Source organism: Brevibacterium sp. GP-SGM9 (assembly GCF_047300845.1).
In the GTDB taxonomy this organism is placed as follows: domain Bacteria; phylum Actinomycetota; class Actinomycetes; order Actinomycetales; family Brevibacteriaceae; genus Brevibacterium.
The window spans coordinates 2,099,972-2,118,833 of sequence record NZ_CP178563.1; the positions used below are offsets into that span (position 1 = coordinate 2,099,972).

General features: G+C 62.8%; 16 protein-coding genes. 11 read left to right on the forward strand and 5 right to left on the reverse strand.

The features are described from left to right. Nucleotides 1–34 precede the first annotated feature (34 nt). The 3 genes from ACH82I_RS09500 to ACH82I_RS09510 form a co-directional block, all read right to left on the reverse strand. A complete protein-coding gene (locus ACH82I_RS09500; RefSeq protein ID WP_413332140.1) occupies nucleotides 35–1,555 on the reverse strand; it encodes an aspartate ammonia-lyase in 1,521 nt (506 codons plus the stop codon). Beyond that, entirely contained in the window at nucleotides 1,555–2,847 is a 1,293-nt protein-coding gene (locus tag ACH82I_RS09505) for a flavin-containing monooxygenase (RefSeq protein ID WP_413332142.1), read from the reverse strand. The genes ACH82I_RS09500 and ACH82I_RS09505 overlap by 1 nt, the downstream gene beginning before the upstream one ends. Before the next feature lie 222 nt (nucleotides 2,848–3,069). Beyond that, nucleotides 3,070–4,002 carry a LysR substrate-binding domain-containing protein gene (locus ACH82I_RS09510; protein WP_413332144.1) on the reverse strand — a complete coding sequence of 311 codons (933 nt, stop codon included), beginning with the start codon at nucleotides 4,000–4,002 and terminating at the stop codon, nucleotides 3,070–3,072. A gap of 156 nt (nucleotides 4,003–4,158) precedes the next feature. Between ACH82I_RS09510 and ACH82I_RS09515 the strand changes: the two genes are divergently transcribed. From ACH82I_RS09515 to ACH82I_RS09550, 8 genes are all read left to right on the forward strand, one after another. Beyond that, nucleotides 4,159–4,617, forward strand: coding sequence for a RidA family protein (locus tag ACH82I_RS09515; RefSeq protein WP_244223240.1), 459 nt, complete (start codon nucleotides 4,159–4,161; stop codon nucleotides 4,615–4,617). Further along, the gene (locus tag ACH82I_RS09520; RefSeq protein WP_413332147.1) at nucleotides 4,614–5,297 is read left to right on the forward strand and encodes a DUF1028 domain-containing protein; all 684 of its coding nucleotides are present in this window, start codon (nucleotides 4,614–4,616) and stop codon (nucleotides 5,295–5,297) included. The genes ACH82I_RS09515 and ACH82I_RS09520 overlap by 4 nt, the downstream gene beginning before the upstream one ends. Beyond that, nucleotides 5,294–6,493 (forward strand): M20 family metallopeptidase, encoded by a 1,200-nt coding sequence (locus ACH82I_RS09525; protein ID WP_413332149.1) that lies wholly within the window; start codon nucleotides 5,294–5,296, stop codon nucleotides 6,491–6,493. The genes ACH82I_RS09520 and ACH82I_RS09525 overlap by 4 nt, the downstream gene beginning before the upstream one ends. A gap of 86 nt (nucleotides 6,494–6,579) precedes the next feature. Next, nucleotides 6,580–7,950, forward strand: coding sequence for an MFS transporter (locus ACH82I_RS09530; protein ID WP_413332151.1), 1,371 nt, complete (start codon nucleotides 6,580–6,582; stop codon nucleotides 7,948–7,950). Nucleotides 7,951–8,016: 66 nt separating this feature from the next. Beyond that, nucleotides 8,017–9,525: an aldehyde dehydrogenase family protein gene (locus tag ACH82I_RS09535; RefSeq protein ID WP_413332153.1), complete on the forward strand. Its 1,509-nt coding sequence runs from the start codon at nucleotides 8,017–8,019 to the stop codon at nucleotides 9,523–9,525. Between the two features lie 111 nt (nucleotides 9,526–9,636). Continuing rightward, nucleotides 9,637–11,031, forward strand: a complete 1,395-nt coding sequence (locus ACH82I_RS09540) for a purine-cytosine permease family protein (RefSeq protein WP_413332155.1) — start codon at nucleotides 9,637–9,639, stop codon at nucleotides 11,029–11,031. A 27-nt stretch (nucleotides 11,032–11,058) separates the two neighbouring features. Continuing rightward, a complete protein-coding gene (locus tag ACH82I_RS09545) occupies nucleotides 11,059–11,835 on the forward strand; it encodes an SDR family NAD(P)-dependent oxidoreductase (RefSeq protein ID WP_413332157.1) in 777 nt (258 codons plus the stop codon). A 286-nt stretch (nucleotides 11,836–12,121) separates the two neighbouring features. Continuing rightward, nucleotides 12,122–13,165: a hypothetical protein gene (locus tag ACH82I_RS09550; RefSeq protein WP_413332159.1), complete on the forward strand. Its 1,044-nt coding sequence runs from the start codon at nucleotides 12,122–12,124 to the stop codon at nucleotides 13,163–13,165. A gap of 56 nt (nucleotides 13,166–13,221) precedes the next feature. Here the strand turns inward: ACH82I_RS09550 and ACH82I_RS09555 are convergent, their stop codons facing one another. Next, nucleotides 13,222–13,827, reverse strand: coding sequence for a TetR/AcrR family transcriptional regulator (locus tag ACH82I_RS09555; protein ID WP_413332161.1), 606 nt, complete (start codon nucleotides 13,825–13,827; stop codon nucleotides 13,222–13,224). Between the two features lie 146 nt (nucleotides 13,828–13,973). On the opposite strand from ACH82I_RS09555, the gene ACH82I_RS09560 reads away from it, so the two are divergent. From ACH82I_RS09560 to ACH82I_RS09570, 3 genes are all read left to right on the forward strand, one after another. Further along, the gene (locus ACH82I_RS09560; protein WP_413332164.1) at nucleotides 13,974–15,533 is read left to right on the forward strand and encodes an APC family permease; all 1,560 of its coding nucleotides are present in this window, start codon (nucleotides 13,974–13,976) and stop codon (nucleotides 15,531–15,533) included. Nucleotides 15,534–15,539: 6 nt separating this feature from the next. Further along, entirely contained in the window at nucleotides 15,540–17,504 is a 1,965-nt protein-coding gene (locus ACH82I_RS09565; RefSeq protein ID WP_413332166.1) for a primary-amine oxidase, read from the forward strand. A 125-nt stretch (nucleotides 17,505–17,629) separates the two neighbouring features. Continuing rightward, entirely contained in the window at nucleotides 17,630–18,307 is a 678-nt protein-coding gene (locus tag ACH82I_RS09570; protein WP_413332168.1) for a hypothetical protein, read from the forward strand. An 85-nt stretch (nucleotides 18,308–18,392) separates the two neighbouring features. Here the strand turns inward: ACH82I_RS09570 and ACH82I_RS09575 are convergent, their stop codons facing one another. Further along, entirely contained in the window at nucleotides 18,393–18,788 is a 396-nt protein-coding gene (locus ACH82I_RS09575) for a RidA family protein (protein ID WP_413332170.1), read from the reverse strand. Between the last annotated feature and the right edge of the window lie 74 nt (nucleotides 18,789–18,862).

Below are 18,862 nucleotides of genomic sequence, written 5' to 3' on the forward strand. Positions count from 1 at the left end.
CATGCGCGAACTCCCGGGGAACACCGAACCCACCTCACTCCGCGGATGACGCCCCAGGAGCCTCAGGCACCACCGGAATCTCCGAGGTCATCTCATCGCGGGGAACCGCCTCGGCGCTGTCGGCTGTGTTTTCACCACTGTGATCGGCGGGCAGTCCGGTCAGGCGTTCCGGCTTGAGGATTTCCTCGAGCTGGGCCCTGTCGAGGAGCCCCTGCGCGACCACCAGGTCGGAGATCGGCTCATTCGTCGCCAATGCCTGCTTGGCCAGCTGCGCGGCCGGCGCGTAGCCGATGACCGGGGCGAGCGCGGTGATGACGGTGACGGAACGGGCCACGGTGTCCTCGAGCGCCGCCTCATTGGCGGTGATGCCGTTGACGCAGTTGACGCGGAAGGTCTGGCAGGCACGCTCGAGCCACGTGATCGACTGGAACAGGGAATGGGCGATGACCGGTTCGAAGGCGTTGAGCTGCAGCTGGCCGGCCTCGACGGCCATGGACACGGTGACGTCGGCTCCGGCGACCGAGTAGGCGACCTGGGAGACGGCCTCGGGAATCACCGGGTTGACCTTGCCGGGCATGATCGACGACCCCGCCTGACGGGCAGGCAGGTTGATCTCACCGAGACCCGCCTGCGGCCCCGAGGACAGCAGGCGCAGATCGTTGGCGATCTTCGACATCTTCAATGCACTGCGCTTGAGCGCCCCGGAGAAGGTGATGAAGACACCGGTGTCCGAGGTCGATTCGACGAGATCGCCGGCAGTGACGAGCTCAAGCCCGGTGATGGCACGCAGGTGCTTGATCACCGCTTCCTTGTACCCGACCGGTGCGTTGATCGCCGTGCCGATCGCCGTGGCACCCATGTTGACCTCGCCGAGGAGGGCGACGGCTTCTTCGAGACGCTGCACATCCTCGCGCAGAGTGGTGGCGAAGGCCGTGAACTCCTGCCCCAGGGTCATCGGCACCGCGTCCTGAAGCTGAGTCCGACCGACCTTGATGATGCAGGAGAACTCCCGTCCCTTGGCCGCGAAGGCATCGGCGAGGAGCGTGAGTTCGCTCAGGAGGTTCTGCAGTGAGAAGGCCAGTGCGATCTTGATCGCCGTCGGGTAGGTGTCATTCGTGGACTGGCTGTGATTCGTATGGTCGTTGGGGTTGATGAACGAGTAGTCGCCCTTCGCGTGACCCGCGATCTCGAGGGCACGGTTCGTGATCACCTCGTTGGCGTTCATATTCGTCGAGGTGCCCGCGCCTCCCTGGATGACGCCGACCGTGAACTGGTCGTGGAGCTTGCCGCCCTTGATCTCCTCACAGGCGGCATCGATGAGGTTCGCCCGCTGTTCGTCGAGCGCCCCGATCTCGAGGTTCGCCCGCGCCGCCGCCTGCTTCACGCAGGCGAAGGCACGAACGAAGTCCGGGTAGACGGAGACCGGCCGGCGCGCGATCGGGAAGTTCTCACCAGCTCGGGCCGTGTGCACACCCCAGTACGCTGACATCGGGATCTCGAGACTCCCGATGGAGTCTGTTTCTGTCCGAGTGCGTGAGAAGGCGCTGTCGGTCATCACGATGCTGCTGAGGCGAGCGCGGTCTGGTGGTCCGGCTCATAGTCGCGGTATTTCCGCTGGATATCGATCTGGTCGGCGAGGTATTTCGCGTCGTGCCACACTCCCCAGATGAAGCTCGAGCCGCGACGAGACAGCCACGGCAGTCCGAGGAAATACATCCCGGGAACGGGGGTGACGCCACGCTGCTGAACCGGGTATCCGCGTTCGTCGAGGACGCCGTCGACGTGCAGCCAGGAATAGTCGACACCGAATCCGGTCGCCCAGATCACGGTCCGCACACCCGCCTCGGCGAGGTCGAGTTCGAGGATCGGGTTGGTCACGCACTCGGGATCGGCACCGAGCTCATGGGCTTCTGGCTCAGGAGGAAGGTCGAGCCCATTGCGTTCGATGTAGTCATCGGCCTCACGCAGCAGGGACAGATAGTTGTCATCACCGCGGGCGATGTTTGCCCCCAAATCAGAGCCGATCTGCAACTTCCCATCGACGAAGGAATTCGCTCGCCCCAGCAAGGTGATCCCCGAGGCCGCGAGATTGCGGAAGTCCACGGTGTGTCCGCCGTCGGCACCGCTGACGGCGATGGTGACGTGATCGGCGCCGACGGGTGGGGCAGCCAGATCCCATTTGCCCAAGGCCCCCAGCCACCAGCAGAAGTCGCGGTTGCGGTAGGCACGCGGCGGGCGATCGTGGGGTCCCACTGCCAGGTAGACCTTCTTGCCGGCCTGTTGGATCTCGGCGGCGATCTGCACACCCGACGATCCTGCGCCGACGACGAGCACGGCGCCTTCGTCGAGCTGCGCGGGGTTCTTGTACGAGTTCGAGTGGATCTGAGTGATTCCCGAGCTTTCGTCAATGATCGTCGGAATGACCGGGGTCTGGAACGGACCCGTCGCGGCGACGACATAGTCGGCGGCAATGGCGCCCTGATCGGTCTCGACGAGGTAACCTCGGGCGTTCTCGCGTTCGGTCACTGAAGTCACGGTGACCCCGGTGCGCACCGGCAGATCGTTGCGTTCGACCAAGGTCCGGAAGTACTCGGCGACCTGGTCCTTGGTGGCGAACCCATCGGGGTCGACGCCGTCGAATTCCTGCGTGGGGAACCGATCGTGCCAGGCCGGCCCGTTGGCGACGAGGGAGTCCCAGCGCCGAGACTGCCATGCCTCGGCGATCCGATTCTTCTCCAGGACGATGTGCGGCACCCCTCTGGACTGAAGATGCTCGCTCATTGCGATTCCGGCTTGGCCCGCGCCGATGATGACGACTTCGGTGGTCTCAGTTTCCTTGCCCGGCATGGGACACTCCTGTTCTCGAAAACCGCGTCTGATAAGCAGATACGGCACTTGCGTCTTTGCTCGTGGGGCGATGGTGCGCCTCGCCCTCTCGTGTTCCAGCAAACCGCAGACGAGAGTGTCAATGCCAATAGTTGTTGACGGTCAATTGCATCTATTGGATAGATGCAGCCGACAGGAGTCAATCATTTCCGGGTATCTTGATGTTCGGCCGAACAGCCGCCCTCAGGCGGAATCCTCACTCGGGGCCGCCTCGGAGAGGATCTCGCGCATCACCGCGGTCACGGCCTTCGCCTTCGCGGTCCCGGCCGCCTGCGACAGGGCGGAGACGACGAGGTGGAGGCTCGGTGCCGGGTCGGCGATCTCGAGGATCGAGGTCTTCGCCCCGGTATAGGTCTGTCTGATGTCGGGCCGCTGATTGAGGATCGAGAATCCCAGGCCCATCGCGACCATCGAGCGCACCGTCTCGTAGTTCGAGGAACGGTATTTGACCTTCGGGGTGATGCCGGCGGTGCGCAGAATGGTGAGGAAGTACTCGCGGCTGTCGGGCAGGTCAAGGAGGACGAGCGGGTCCTCGGCGAGCGCAGAAAGCTTCACGGTCTTCTTCCCGGCCAGGCGATGGTTCGTGTCGACGATGACGTGCGGACGCACCTCCCCGACCCGTTGGGCCTCAATGCCGTCGGCGTCGGTGAGGTCGTAGTTGAGTGCGATCTCCGCCCGCCCGCTGCGCAGCGCGGCCAGGCACTCCTCGTGATCACCTTCGACGACATCGACCGTGAGCTCCGGGTGCCGTTCGTTGAGCCGCCCGATGAGCTGGGGAAGGATGAAGGGGGCCAGCGTCTTGAAGCAGGCGAGGACGATCGTGCCGCGGACTTCCTTCTGCCCGGCCTGGATCGACTCGACCGCGTCGGTGATCAGCCCGAAGATCTGCCGGGTCTCGTGGAGCAGTCCTTCGCCGGCCGGGGTGAGGACGAGTCCTTTGGAATGCTGGCGAACGAAGAGCGGAGCGCCGAGCGCCTTCTCCAACTGATTGATCGCAGTGGACACCGCCGACTGCGCAATGTGCAGCTCCTGGCTCGCCGTCGTCATGTTCAGAGTCTTCGCGCACTCCGCGAAGTACGAGAGCTGGGTGAGCGTGATCGAGAATCTGTGGACCATGGCGGCCTCTCCGTCCTGGAAATCTATTTATCAGATGGAGCCTCTAGATAATAACTATTTCACAGATACTCCGATGTTTCACAGAATAGAACCACAGACCCGAACGGCGCCACACCCCGTTCGTCACAGACCGATCCGCTCGAAGAGGAGACTCCCGTGGCCGAACCCACGCACACACGTCTGAGAATGTTCAACACCAAAGAGACCTACCCCGAACAGAATCTCGACAACGATCTGTGCCAGGCCGTCGTCGCCGGTGGTGTCGTCTATCTCCGCGGGCAGATCGGCCAGGACCTGGAGACTCGCGAGTCGGTGGGCATCGGTGACGTCACCGCGCAGGCGGAGAAGGCCATGTCGAACATCGCCATGCTCCTCGAAGAGGCCGGCAGTCGACTCGAGGACATCGTTAAGGTCACCATCTACATCATCGATCCCCGCTACCGCGAGGACGTCTACCGCACCGTGGGCAAATGGCTCAAAGGCGTCTACCCCGTCTCGACCGGCATCGTCGTCCAGGCCCTGGCCCGCCCCGAATGGCTCGTCGAGATCGACGCCACGGCCGTCATCAGCGAACCCAGCACCGCGACCACCGCCCCCGCCGAGGTGGCCAAGTGACCTTCTCCCTCCTCCTCCACGATCCCGACACCGGTGAGTTCGGTGCCGCGATCGCCTCGTCCTCCCCTGCCGTATCCGCCCGATGCCTCAACCTGGCCGACGGAATCGGCGGAGTGAACTCGCAGAACGTCACCGACCCCCGCCTCGGCGGACGGATCCTCGACGAGATGGCAACCGGGAAGCCGGCGCAGCTGGCCCTCGATTCCATCGTCGACCAGGTCGAGTCCGAGATCATCGCCTACCGCCAGATCCTCGTCATCGACGGCGGCGGCAACACCGCTGCCCACTCCGGTGCCGAGGCGCTCGGGATCTTCGGTGCCCGCACTGAGCAGAACGCTGTGGCCGGTGGCAATATGCTCAAGTCGCTCGACGTCCTCGACGCCTTCATCGAGACCGCACTGGAGTCAAAGGGGCGGATCGAACACCAACTCTTCGAGGCCTTCCAAGCGGCATTCGCCGCCGGCGGAGAGGCCGGACCTGTGCATTCGGCCGGGCTCGCCGTCGTCAGCGACGCCGGCTGGAGGGTCACCGACCTGCGCGTGGACTGGGCCGAGGAGGACCCCATCGGCGAGCTCGGCGAACTCCTCGACATCTGGATGCCCCAGCGCGAGGACTACATCACCCGCGGCCTCAATCCCGTCGCCTCACCGTCCTATGGCGTCCCCGGAGACGACCGATGAGCCAGTCCACCGATGTCGCACGGTCCACGGAACCGGACGCCGGTTTGACGACGACCGCAGATCAGTCCGTGAAGGACCGAATCGCCGCTCGCCTCGCCGAGGTGCGCCCTGCCCTCGTGGACCTGTCGAATTCGCTCCACGACGATCCCGAACTCGGGTGGCAGGAGTTCCGCTCCTCCGCCTCGGTGGCCGACGTCTTGGCGGGTCACGGCTTCACCGTCGAACGGCCCTACCTGGGACTCGAGACTGCGATCCGGGCGACGTTCGGCACCGGTGATCTCACCATCGGATTCCTCGCCGAATACGACGCCCTTCCCGGCCTCGGCCATGCCTGCGGGCACAATCTCATCTCCGCCATGAGCGTCGGCGGGGCCATCGGCCTGGCCGACGTCGCAGACGATCTGGGCATCAGCGTCGAGGTCATCGGCACTCCTGCAGAGGAGGGCGGCGGCGGCAAGATCGAACTGCTCGAACGCGGAGCTTTCACGAACCTCGACTTCGCCCTCATGGCTCACCCCGCTCCTGTCGACGTCGCCGAGGCGAAGCCGTTCGCGGTCACCCATTGGCACGTCGAATATACGGGTCGGGCGGCTCATGCCGCGGCCTATCCGGAGCGCGGAATCAACGCCAACGACGCCTTTCTCGTCGCCCAGGTCGCCCTCGGACTGCTGCGCCAGCAGCTGCCGAAGACCGTGCGCGTCCACGGCGTGATGACCAATGGCGGGGAGGCCCCCAACGCGATTCCGGCGACAACCGAAGGGCGCTGGTATGTCCGCGCCGAGACCACCGAGGAACTCCTCGAGGTGGAGAAGCGGGTCATCGACTGCTTCGAGGCCGGAGCCCTGGCCACGGGTGCGACACTCCAGATCACCCCGGAGAGCAAGCGGTATGCGGAGATGCGCACCGACGAGGACGCACTTGAGTCGTATCGGGCCAATGCCACCGCACTCGGACGGAACTTCGACGTCGACCCAGTCGCGGCCACGATGAACCGCGCCTCGACGGACATGGGCAATGTGTCGCAGATCGTCAACGCCATCCATCCCTATATCGGAGTCGGCGGGGAGGCGAGCAACCATCAGGCCGCCTTCGCCGAATCCTGTGTCGGTCAAGAAGCCGAACGCACACTGCTCGACGGTGCCACGGCACTGGCGTGGACCGCAGCCGACGTCAGCACCCGCCGGGCGGGCGCCTGACTGGGCGCAGCCACACCACAGATACTCCCGCAACACCACGACAGACGGTCCCGGGCGGACCTGAGGTTCCAAAGGAGGAACTCGATATGAGCGGTGCACACCCTGCCGATGCGACTGACCTGGCCTATAAGAAGGGGCTGCAGAAGAGCGTCGCCGCCGGATCCATCGGCGTGCTCGTCCACTGGTTCGACTGGGCCGTCTATGCCTATATGGCGACGACGATCGCAGCGATCTTCTTCCCCGAGGGCGACGAGACCGCCGGATTGCTCGCGACCTTCGCCGTCTTCGCGGTCTCCTTCCTCGTCCGGCCGCTCGGTGCGATCATCTTCGGCCGCCTCGGCGACAAACTCGGACGCAAGGTCACGCTCTCCGTCGTCATCCTCGCGATGGCCGCCTCGACGCTGGTCCTCGGCATCCTGCCGACCTACGAGACGATCGGGATGCTCGCTCCGATCCTGCTCATCGTCACCCGTATCGTCCAGGGCCTGGCGGCCGGAGGTGAGTTCGGCAGCGCGGCAGCATTCCTCGGCGAGTTCTCACCCCGCAAGCGCCGAGGTTTCGGCTGCAGCTGGCTCGAATTCGGCTCCCTGCTCGGGTTCCTCCTCGCCTCACTGGTCGTCTTCGTGCTCACGCAGGCCCTCAGCCCCGAACAGGTGCTCGCCGGCGGTTGGAGGATTCCATTCCTCATCACCGTGCCTCTCGGTCTCGTCGGCCTCTACATCCGCCGCAAGATCGAGGACACCCCGGAGTTCGAGGCGCTGCAGAAGATGGAGACGGTCTCCGAGTCGCCCCTGCGCGAGGTCTTCACGCGCAACCCGAAGCAGTTCCTCCAGACCTGCGGCATGGAGATCTTCATGAACGTCACGTTCTATGTCGTTCTCGTCTACCTGCTCACCTATCAGGAGACCGAGCTGGGCTTCGACGCCGGCCGGGCCGCCCTGCTCTCGACACTAGCCTCGGCGCTCGGACTCATCATCGTTCCGCTCTCGGGAATCGCCTCGGACAAGTTCGGCCGCAAGCCCGTGCTCATGACCGCCGCGATCTCCCTCACAGTCCTCGCGGTCCCACTCTTCATGCTTATGCAGGTTCAGTCATCGTTGGCCGCGTTCGTCTCGACCTTCGGGCTCGCGTTCATCCTCGCCATCATCCTCGGCACTCACGCCGTGACCGTCGTCGAACTCTTCCCGACAAGGACCCGGCAGACCGGGCTGTCGATCGCCTATGCGCTCACGGCCGCCCTGTTCGCCGGCACCGCGCCCTACGCGCTGACCTGGCTGATCGAGAACACCGGCAGCATGCTCAGCCCCGGATTCTTCCTCGCCGTGGTCGGCGTCGTCGGCATCATCACCGTGGTCTCGATTCCCGAGACCAAAGGCGTCGATCTCCTCAAGGACGATGATCTCGATACTCCCACGGCCACCTCGGCCCGGACGGCCACCGACCCGGCCGCATCATGAGCGGCGGTCCCCGAGCATCGTCATTTCCGACCATCTGAAGCAACCCACACGAATGGAGCACCACCCATGACCGATACCATCTCAGCACCGACGGCCACCACGACCTGGCGTGACAAGGCAGCGAACCTGAGCATCGACGGGCGCCCCGTGATCAACGGCGAGCGTGTGGACGCGCTCTCGGGCCAGACTCAGGCGAAGACAAACCCGGCGAATGGTGAGACGATCTCGCAGCTCCACCTCGGCGGGCAGGACGATGTCGATGCCGCTGTGAAGGCGGCACGCACCGCGTATGAGACCGGTGAGTGGTCGCGGGTCTCGGCGACGCATCGTCGTGAGGTGCTGCTGCGTCTGGCCGATCTCATCGAGGCGCGAGCCGACGAGTTCGCTCTTCTCGACACCCTCGACATGGGCAAGCCGATCGGGGAATCCTCGACGATCGATGCCCCCGGATCCGCCGCCCTCTACCGGTTCTACGGTGAGGCGATCGAGAAAACCGCGGACGAAATCCCGGTCACCCCGGCAGGGTCGACGGCGCTGGTCACCCGCGAGCCGCTCGGCGTCATCGGCATCATCGTGCCGTGGAACTACCCGCTCGAGATCGCGACGTGGAAGATCGCTCCTGCTCTGGCCGCGGGCAATGCGCTCGTCGTCAAACCCGCGGTCGAGGCATCGCACTCGATCCTGCTGTTGGCCGAACTCGCCGCCGAGGCGGGAGTTCCGGCGGGCATCCTCAACGTCGTCCCCGGTCGCGGATCGGTCGTCGGCAAGGCGCTGGGCATGCACATGGACGTCGATATGCTCGGCTTCACCGGGTCCACCGAGGTGGCCATGCAGCTCCAGCAGTATGCCGGGTCCTCGAACATGAAACGTCTGGCACTGGAGGCCGGCGGGAAGAGTTCGAACATCATCTTCGCCGACTGCGACGACCTCGAGGCGGCGGCGAGCAAGTCGGCATTCGGTGCCTTCTACAACCAGGGTGAGGTGTGCTCGGCGAATTCGCGCATCTTCGTCGAACGCCCCGTCTACGAGAAGTTCCTCGAACTGTTCAAATCTGCGGCCGATGGCTTCAAGCCCGGTGACCCACTGGATCAGGACACAGCGATCGGGTCGTTGGTCTCGGAGAAGCACGCCGATCAGGTGTGGGGGTGCGTCGAGGAGGCGCGGGCCGACGGCATCATCGTCAAGGGCGGCAATCGCCCGGAGATCAACGGGTCCAAGGCGTTCATCGACCCGACGATCGTCACCGGCCTTCCTGCCGATCACCGACTCCACCAGCACGAGATCTTCGGGCCCGTCGCCCTCGTCACGCCCTTCGACACCGAGGAGGAAGCGATCGAGAAGGCGAATGGAACGCCCTATGGTCTCGCTGCGTCGATGTGGACGGGGAGCTTGTCCCGGGCTCACCGGGTCTCGTCGCGCCTGGTCGCCGGCACGGTGTCGGTGAACACTGTCGATGCGCTGGGCTTCACCACGCCCTTCGGCGGCTTCAAGCAGTCCGGATTCGGCCGCGACCTCTCAGTCCACGCCCTGGAGAACTACTCGGACTTCAAGACCACCTGGCTGCAGTGGGGGTGAGCCTCCACCTGGTCCGCCGCATCTCACCTTTCGCGTACCGGCGAAAGGTGAGATGCGGACAAACTGCCCAACAAACAATCTCAATAGAGACCACAAAGAAGTGAGCAGAACATGAGTGCGAAGGTCCCAGAACTCAGATCAGTCGAATTCGTTCCACACAACGAGCGGCATGGACATCCCGCCAGCCAATTTCCCCTCTGGTTCAGCGTCAATATGATGGTGCTGACCACTCTGACTGGAGGAATCGGGGTTCTCTCTGGACTCAACATGTTCTGGAGCGTCGTCGCAATCATCTGCGGCAATTTCCTTGGCGCCTTCTTTGTCGCTGGTCACTCCGTACAGGGCCCGATCCTCGGAATCCCACAGATGATACAGAGCCGCGCCCAGTTCGGAGTCTTCGGAGCAGCTATCCCTTTGGTCGCAGTACTCATCATGTACATCGGCTACTTCGCCAGCAACTCAGTCATTGCCGGAGACGCCATCGATGCGGGCACGCCAATTGGAAAAAACTGGGGCATTGTCATTTCGGGCCTAGTCATTCTCGTGATCACTTTCTACGGTCACGACCTCATTCATAAGATCGAACGCTGGTTCGCCATCATTCTCGGAGGTGGGTTCCTGGCTGTGACTGTTGTGGTAATACAGCACGGTCTGCCGTCAGGCTCGTGGAATGTCGGCAATTTCAACGGCACCGCATTCCTCCTGCTCATTGCTGCGACTGCAACCTGGCAATTGACGTTTGCTCCATACGTTGCAGACTATTCGCGATACCTGCCGAGCAGCACCAGTGGGAAGCAGACCTTCATTTTCACTTATCTCGGCCTCGTGGTCAGCACCACATGGCTGATGACGCTCGGCGCAATGCTGACAACGATATTCCCCGAGTACGGTTCCCAGCCCAGCCAGACTATTGCAGGGCTCTTTCCGAGCGCGCTGGCTCCGGCAGTCTATATATTCATCGTGCTCGGCGTCATTGCTACCAACGTGTTCAATCTATATGGCGCGTTCATGTCCCTGACCACAATCGTGGATACCTTCAGACGAGTTAAGACAACCCTGTCTGCGCGAGCGATGCTCTTCCTCATTGTCTTTATTGTCGCCACCTTGGTGGCCGTAATGGCGAGCAGCGACTTCATGACCTTCTTCGAGAACCTCTTGCTGGTTCTCGGCTACATGCTGTTTCCATGGACCACCATCAACCTCGTCGACTTCTTCTTCGTTCGAAAGGGTCGATATGTCGTCGGCGACATCTTTGACCCCAATGGGCGATACGGTCGATTCAACTCTCGGGCACTGATCGCCTATGGCGTAACAATCCTGGTAGAGATCCCCTTCATGAGCACCGCATTCTTTACCGGATTCCTCTTCGAAGCTGTCGGCGGAATCGACTATGCCTGGATCATCGCACTCACACTTCCAGGAATCATCTACTTCGTTCTGATGCGGAAAACACGCCGAATCAGCGACGAACTCGAGTCAGACACACATCTGACAACAACCCACTGACCGGAAGCAACAAGCAAGGAGAACACCATGACAAAGTTCGAGAACAAATCCTTCATCGTCACTGGCGGCGGCTCTGGCCTAGGGAGGGCGACGTGCCTTCGACTGGCGGCCGATGGAGCTCAGATCGGTGTCCTGGATCTCAAACGCGATTCTGCTGAAGCGGTTGCGGATGAGATCAATCAAGGACGATCGACGCAAATCGCGATCGCGCTTGAAGCCGATGTCACCAACGCAGAAGCTGTGCAGAGCGCGGTTACCGCCACCGTCAAGAAGTTCGGAGCGCTCCACGGAGTCGTCAACTGCGCAGGCATTGCCCTCGGCGAGGGAGGAGTAGTGGACTGCACTGAAAAGGCTTGGGACACCATGATGGCGGTCAACGTCAAGAGCATCTTCTTGACTGGCAAGTATGCGATCCCCGAGATCGCACGTGCGGGCGGAGGATCGGTCGTGAATATCGCATCGGTCTTCGGATTCGTTGTCAATAAGGACGAATGCGCGTATGCGGCTTCCAAGGGAGCCGTCATCAACCTCACTCGTCAAATGGCACTGCAACATGCCGAAGACAAGGTTCGAGTCAACGCAATCTGCCCCGCCGACGCTGACACTCCGCTGATCGAGGGACTGATCGGCAAATCCGGCGCAGAACTCGAAGCCGAAAAGGCGGAACTTGCCGCTCCTATTCCGATGGGCCACCTCACCAAGCCAGACGACGTCGCCGCTGGCATCGCGTTCCTTTTGTCTGCCGATTCAACATTCATCACTGGCGTTTCTCTCCCGGTGGACGGTGGTTTCCTGATCCAGTAGTTCCACCCCTCGATCACAAGGACTTGTCCTTGATCCTCGGCGTCAGCACTTCAGTGGGCTGACGCCGAGTTTGTTTTTGCGCATCTGCAGGGACTGCGGCTGAAAGGCGCGGATGCAATAGTTCCAGCGATCACTTGAGTTGATTGGGGCGAGCGCGAATGGATATGGGTGCTGCTTTGTCAATCGGCGAGCGTCCGTGCAATTCTTTGCGGTATAACTCAAAGAATTGAACCGGACGCTTCACTCGGAGCAGCCTCCGGCAGATCTCGCACACCGGAGGTAATCGATGAACAGACGAAACAGCTCCCGCCTCTTCGACATCAGCTCCCTCAGTGCCGATGTCCGACACTCCTGGGCGAACGGTCTGGCGTCTCTGGTGCTCACACTCGTTCTCGCGGGCATCTTGACCTATCGCATGGAGACCGGGGCCTCTCCCACTGTCGAACTCATGCCTGACATGGCTCACTTCGGGGCCTACTGGCCCAATGTCCTCTGCCAGGCCTTCGGCTGGACCGGCTTGATCTGGTGTTGGCTGTCGATCGCTTTGGGGCTGCTGCGCAGCTCGACGAGAAGCTCGTGGTTCACTGCTTCAGCACGATCGGTCGAACTGTGGCATCGGTCGCTGAGCCTGACGACGATGGCATTGATGCTCCTTCACGTTCTGATGTTCCTCGTCCTCACCCTTCTGGATCAGCTGTCCGAACTCGGGTTTCTGCGCAGCTTCGGCATGGCATTCGCGTACAGCTTCGTGCCCGGCGTGTATTCGGGCGGCAGCGGAGAGCTGGCCATACTCATCGGGATCATCGCGCTGTACCTGACGGTGGTGCTGGGAATGGCGTTCTATTCGCGGCGGCTCCTGGGGCCGGTGGTGTGGCGCCTGGTCCACGCCTCCATCGTGATCGTCTATGTGCTGAGCATCTGGCACACGCTGCTGTACGGGACCAACGTCTGGTTCGGAGGTCTGCTCAGAAGCGCAGTCTGGCTGGCCCAGCTGCCGCTGCTGGGCCTGCTCCTGGCACGTCTGCTCTCGCCTCGTTCTGCGCCAGGCAAGAGCATCGGGTTCACACTGCTGCGAGTCGCCGCCGCGCTGGCCGCCGTGTCCACGGCGACCCTGACCGCGTGGATGGTCGTGTCGAGAAACGGCGGAGGGCGGGTTCGCGGAGAGGACTCCGGAGTCAGCGCCGTCACTCCCGAGATGATCTGGATCGGGACCGCAGCGTTCATCGTCCTCATTGCCGTCGGGGTTGCCTACTCCCGGTCAGTCCAGAAGAGGAGAAGGCCGGTTTCGCGCGGGCGTGCAGTGAACGATCTGTCCGGAGTCAGCCACTGATCCTCGGCACGATCCCTGCCCCTCGGCGACCGTCCGAGCTCAGGGGAAGCGCGCGATCACGACTCCAGCAGCCGGCACCCCGTGAGCACCTCGGCGTTGGCAAGGATCAGCCGGAAGATCTCATCGACCTCAAGCGGCGTTCCGCCCATGAAGTGCAGACCGTAGGCGTCCTCCATCGCCACGAGGTTGCTTGCCGCCGTCTCGGCCGACAACGTCATCGTGAATTCGCCTGCCTCCGCTCCTTCGCTGAGCACGTCGACGTAGAGAGAGACCTCGAGCCGATACAGCTCGGCCATCAGCTCGGCATGAAACGTATCCCGGTAGGCATGGGTGTGCAGCTCGTTGAGCACCTGGAAGTCGATATCGTCTCGCGACGTCGGGATTCCGCTGCGGATGGTTCGGCGCAGCTTGAGTCGCGGTTGATCGTCGTCGACGCTTGACTGCTTGCGGTTCCAGTAGAAGCGGGAGACGGCATCCTCGTGGACCTCGCGCACCAGGTCGCCGAGGTCTGGGTAGTAGTAGGCAACCGACCCGGCACCCAGCTCGGAGTACGCCGCCACATCGATCGCACGCAGACCGTTGAGGCCCCGCTCGACGATGGCCTGCTTGGCCGCGTGGACCAACTGTTCACGACGCGCCTTCTGATTCTTCGGTCTCGCCATACCCTCATTATCTCCTGAAGTGATTTAGATCAACACTGATCGCTATGCCGAATCCTCCACTTTCCTCTGTTCAACGCCGGCCGTCCGTGCAATTCTTTTGGGTATAGCCCAAAGAATCAAATGGACGCCCACTCACAAGGAGGTGGATGGTGTCTTCACACGAACACACAACCGCTTATGCGGACGAACAGAAACAGCATCTGAAGAAGACTCTCGGACGCTTCGACATCGTGCTCATCGTCATGTCGGCCGTACTCAGCATCGAAGTCCTCGCCGAGACGGCAGGCTTCGGCGCAGAGACTTTCACCTGGACTCTCGTCCTCGCCGTCTTCTTCCTCGTGCCCTATGCCCTCGTCTTCGCCGAAACCGGCAGCACGTTCGTCGGTGAGGGCGGAGCCTACATCTGGGTCCGGCAGGCCTTCGGTCGTCCCGCCGGTGCGATCGCATCGATCCTCAGCTGGGTCACCCAGCCAGTGTGGGTCGGGGGCTCCATGGCCTTCCTCGCCACCGGGACGTGGAACCAGTTCATCAGTCCGATCGACGCCGGCTCCGTCGGTGACTGGGTCTTCAAGATCGTCTTCATCTGGATCACCGTGCTCGCGGCGATCGTCTCGCTGTCGAAGGCGAAATGGCTTCCGACTCTCGGCGGTGCCCTCAAGGTCATCTTCATCGCGTTCTTCCTCGTCACCACGATCATCTACGCGTTCGAACACGGAGTGCAGCCGCTGCATCTCTCCGACTTCAGCCCCACATTCGGCGGCTTCCTCGGCCTCGTTCCCCTGCTGCTCTTCTCCTACCTCGGCTTCGAGGCCTCGAACAGCGCCTCGGATGAGATGAAGAACCCGAAGAAGGACATCCCCGCAGCGATCGCACGCTCGGGCTTCATCTCGGCTCTGTGCTACCTCCTGCCGGTCCTCGCCATGCTCCTCGTGCTGCCGCAGGAGACCATCACCGGAATCGGCGGACTCCTCGATGCGGTCAAGACAGTGTTCGCCGTCTACGGTCCGGCTGCCGACGTCATGGTTGTCCTCGCGGCACTGATGTTCGTCATCATCCTCGCCTCACAGGGCGCCGCCTGGATGATCATGAGCGATCGCATGCAGGCTCTGACCGCGGCCGACGGGGCGTTCTTCGGCGGATTCTTCGGCAAGATCTCCCGCGGCCTCGGCACTCCGGTCAACGTCAACCTGCTCTCGGGCACCGTGGCCACCGTCTTCCTCATCGCGGCCATGCAGCTCAGCGGTGACGCCGGTGCACTCTTCGGAGTCGTTCTCTCGATCTCCATCTCGACATTCCTGCTCAGCTACCTGCTCATCATCCCGGCGGCGATCAAGCTGCGGTGGAAGAATCCGGACATCGAGCGTCCTTTCCGCGTACCGGTCGGCGATGTCGGCTTCACCATCCTCGGCGGAATCGCCTTCCTCTGGGTGCTCCTCGGGTCCTGGGTCGCAATCTTCCCGGGAACACTTGAGAGACTCTTCGGACTCGAGTACAACTTCCTCGACGAGTGGGGCGTCGACCAGGGACCGTTCACCGCGCTCACCCTCGGCACCCTCATCGTCCTTGCCGCCCTCGCGATCGTCGGGTACGTCCGCGGCGCGAAGATCCGCGCATATCGTCCCGCCCTCGACCCCGAGACCCTGCAGGCCGGTCTCGACGTCAATCTCGAAGACAACGACAATCTCAGAACTCAGGAAGGTGTCTGACCAATCATGACCACGACTACAACGACCGGCACGGTCTCCTCGACCACCTCTCACCCGCTCGACCGTCTGACCGGCGAAGAGATCGAACTCAATCGCGCCATCATCGTCGACGCCGGCCACGTCAGCGAGCACACGCTGTTCGCTCTCGTCAGCCTCGTCGAACCCGATAAACGTGACGTGATCGCCGGAGCCACGGGGCTCGACCGTCGTGTCCGCTCCCTGCTCATCGAACGCGGCAGCGGTGAGCAGACCGAAGTCCTCGTGTCCCTGACCGAGCGCAGGGTTCTCCTGGCCCGCGTCCTCGACGTCGCCAACGAGGGCCAAGCCCCAATCACGATGACCGAGTATGAGTCGGCCGAGCAGCTGATCCGCAACGACGCCACCTTCCGTGCCGCAGTCGAGGCTCGCGGCATCACCGACATCGAGACGGTGCGCATCTGCGCGCTGTCCGCCGGTCGCTTCGACATTCCCGGCGAGGAGGGCCGCCGCCTCGTGCGCGGTTCTTCGTTCATCCAGTCGGACCCGCAGGACAACGCCTGGGCGCACCCGCTCGAAGGACTCGTCGCCTATCTCGATCTCAACACCGGCGAGGTCATCGACGTCGTCGACACCGACATCGTCCCGGTGCCCCAGGAACGCTTCGACTATCACCTCGATTCGTGGCTGCCCGAACCTCGCACCACGCAGAAGCCGATCGAGATCTCACAGCCCGAAGGCGTGAGCTTCTCCCTCGACGGCGACGTGCTGACATGGGAGAAGTGGCAGGTCCGCCTCGGCTTCGATCCGGTCGAAGGCCTGGTCCTCCACCAGATCGGCTTCGATGACAACGGACAACAGCGCCCCATCGTCTACCGCGCCTCGGTGGCCGAGATGGTCGTTCCCTACGGCGACCCGAACCCCGTCCGTTTCTGGCAGAACTACTTCGACGCCGGCGAATACTCGATGGGCAAGAGCGCGAACTCGCTCGAACTCGGCTGCGACTGCCTCGGCGAGATCCAGTACTCCGACGCCGTGCTCGCCGACGAGCAGGGTCACGCACGCACGATCAAGAACGCTATCTGCATCCACGAAGAGGATGCGGGCATCCTGTTCAAGCACACCGATGAGTTCACCGGGGCCGCCGATGTGCGCCGCAACCGCCGCATCGTCATCTCCTTCTTCATCACCGTCGGCAACTACGACTACGGCTTCTACTGGTACCTCTACCTCGACGGCACGATCGAACTCGAGTGCAAGGCCACCGGCATCGTCTACACCGCGGCCTACGGTGACGAAGCTCAGCGTCAGCGATGGTCCTCACCCCTCGGCGACGAGGGGCTGGGCATGCCCTTCCACCAGCACATGTTCTGCGCACGCCTGGATATGCAGGTCGACGGCATCGAGAATGCGGTTGACGAGCAGGAGGTCGTCCGGGTCCCCTTCGGTGACGACAACCCGTACGGCAATGCGTTCACCCGCAAGCAGACTCGACTGACCGAGGAAGGCGGCAGGCTCGCCAATGGTGAGGCCGGTCGAGTCTGGCACATCATCAACCCGGAGAAGCAGAACCGGCATGGGTTCCCCGTCGGCTACCAGCTGCACATGCCTGACGAGCCGACGATGATGGCCGCCGAGGGCTCGTCGATCTCGAAGCGAGCAGGCTTCGGGTCGAAGCACGTGTGGCTGACTCAGTTCGACGAGAACGAGCGCTTCCCCTCGGGCACTTATCCGAACCAGAACCCGGGCCAGGGCACCATCACCCAGTGGGTTCAGCAGCAGCGCCCGGTCGACGGTGACGACATCGTCCTCTGGTGCTCGTTCGCGATGACGCACTTCCCGCGTCCCGAAGACTGGCCGATCATGCCCGTCGACCGGCTCGGGTTCTCGATGAAGCCCTATGGCTTCTTCGACCAGAATCCCGCCCTTGATGTGCCACGTCCCAAATCGGGCCATTGCGGCACTGAGTCCGGTCACGCCTGCGAGTGCGGCTGAGCACTCAGGCTAGGGCGGTGTTCGGACACAATGGCTCGAACACCGCCCTTCACGTACTCTCACTCCTACCAGGTCGTCTGTTCGAAGGCGTGGATGACCGAAGCCCAAAGGAGGGCGAACTCCGTATGAGTCCCATCGCATCCATCCTCATGGTCGCCGCCGCGGTGCCCTGCGTCATCGGCTCCATCACATCGCGGAGTCGACTGTCGATCACTGCGTCGACAGTGATGCTGTTGGTTATGGTCGATTTGGCATTCGTGAGTCTTCTTCCGCCGGTCCTTTGGTCGGGGCTGCTTCTCCTCACCGGATTGTGCCTAGCAATCAGGCTCGGGTCGAGATTGAAGGCGCAGACGGAGGAACAGGCGATGACCGCCTTGCCCGACAAGGTTCTCGTCAGCACCAACGCTGCACACTCCCTCACAGACAGCCCCAGGGACGGCTCCTCCGAATCGTCGTCCCTGGAGCGCCCGACCGAGTGGCAGAAGGCCCGCCCGTTCCCTCGGCTGGGAAGAACGTCCGCAATCCTCTCCACGGCTGCATATCCGATCATGGCGTGGCAGGTTCTCAATCACGGGGCGCATCATGCCGCCGGCTCGGCCGCAGGCGCGCATTCCGCCCATCAGCACCATGGGAGCGCTTTCGACGGCTCGTTCGTCAGCGGCGTCATCACGCTGAGTGTCATCGGCGTCTCGCTGCTGCTCATTCTCTGCGCGGTTCAGGCACTCGCGCGCAAGCGCCCGGGCCTGTTGCTTGAGTCGCTCGGCATGGCCACGATGCTCACCATCATGCAGTTCATGCACTGACCCAATCTCGAACTCCAACCTCGCCGAGGTGGTCCGACGAACGATATCGTCGGACCGCCTCGGCGTTCGTCGAATCACTGCCCAATCAGTCCACCGCAGTTCCTTCGAGCTCAACCATCTGGCCGGGAACCGCGAGCCGAGTCACGCCGAGCATTGTCGTGGTCGGAGCGACTCCGGCGGCGCCCAGACGACCCGAGAGCACACCATAGTGTGGAAAGAGCGCACCCACATCGGTGGTGTAGACATTGACCCGCACGAGATTGGGCAACGACATGGCGGCTTCGTTCAGTACCGCTTCAAGGTTGTCCACAGCCAGGGCGAGCTGTGCGGCGATGTCACCCTCGTGCTCGGGCCTGCCATCAACGCTCATCGCCGTCTGTCCCGATATGTACAGCGTTCTTGTGCTGCCGGTGACGAGCTCTCCTTGGTTGAAGCCCATCTCCTGCGACCATGTCACCGGGTTCACTGCTGTGCGTTCCATTGCTGCTCCGCTCGATCTCTGATGAAGCGCTCCGGCGACTCGACAGTCACCATCCCCAACGCCTTCAAGTGACA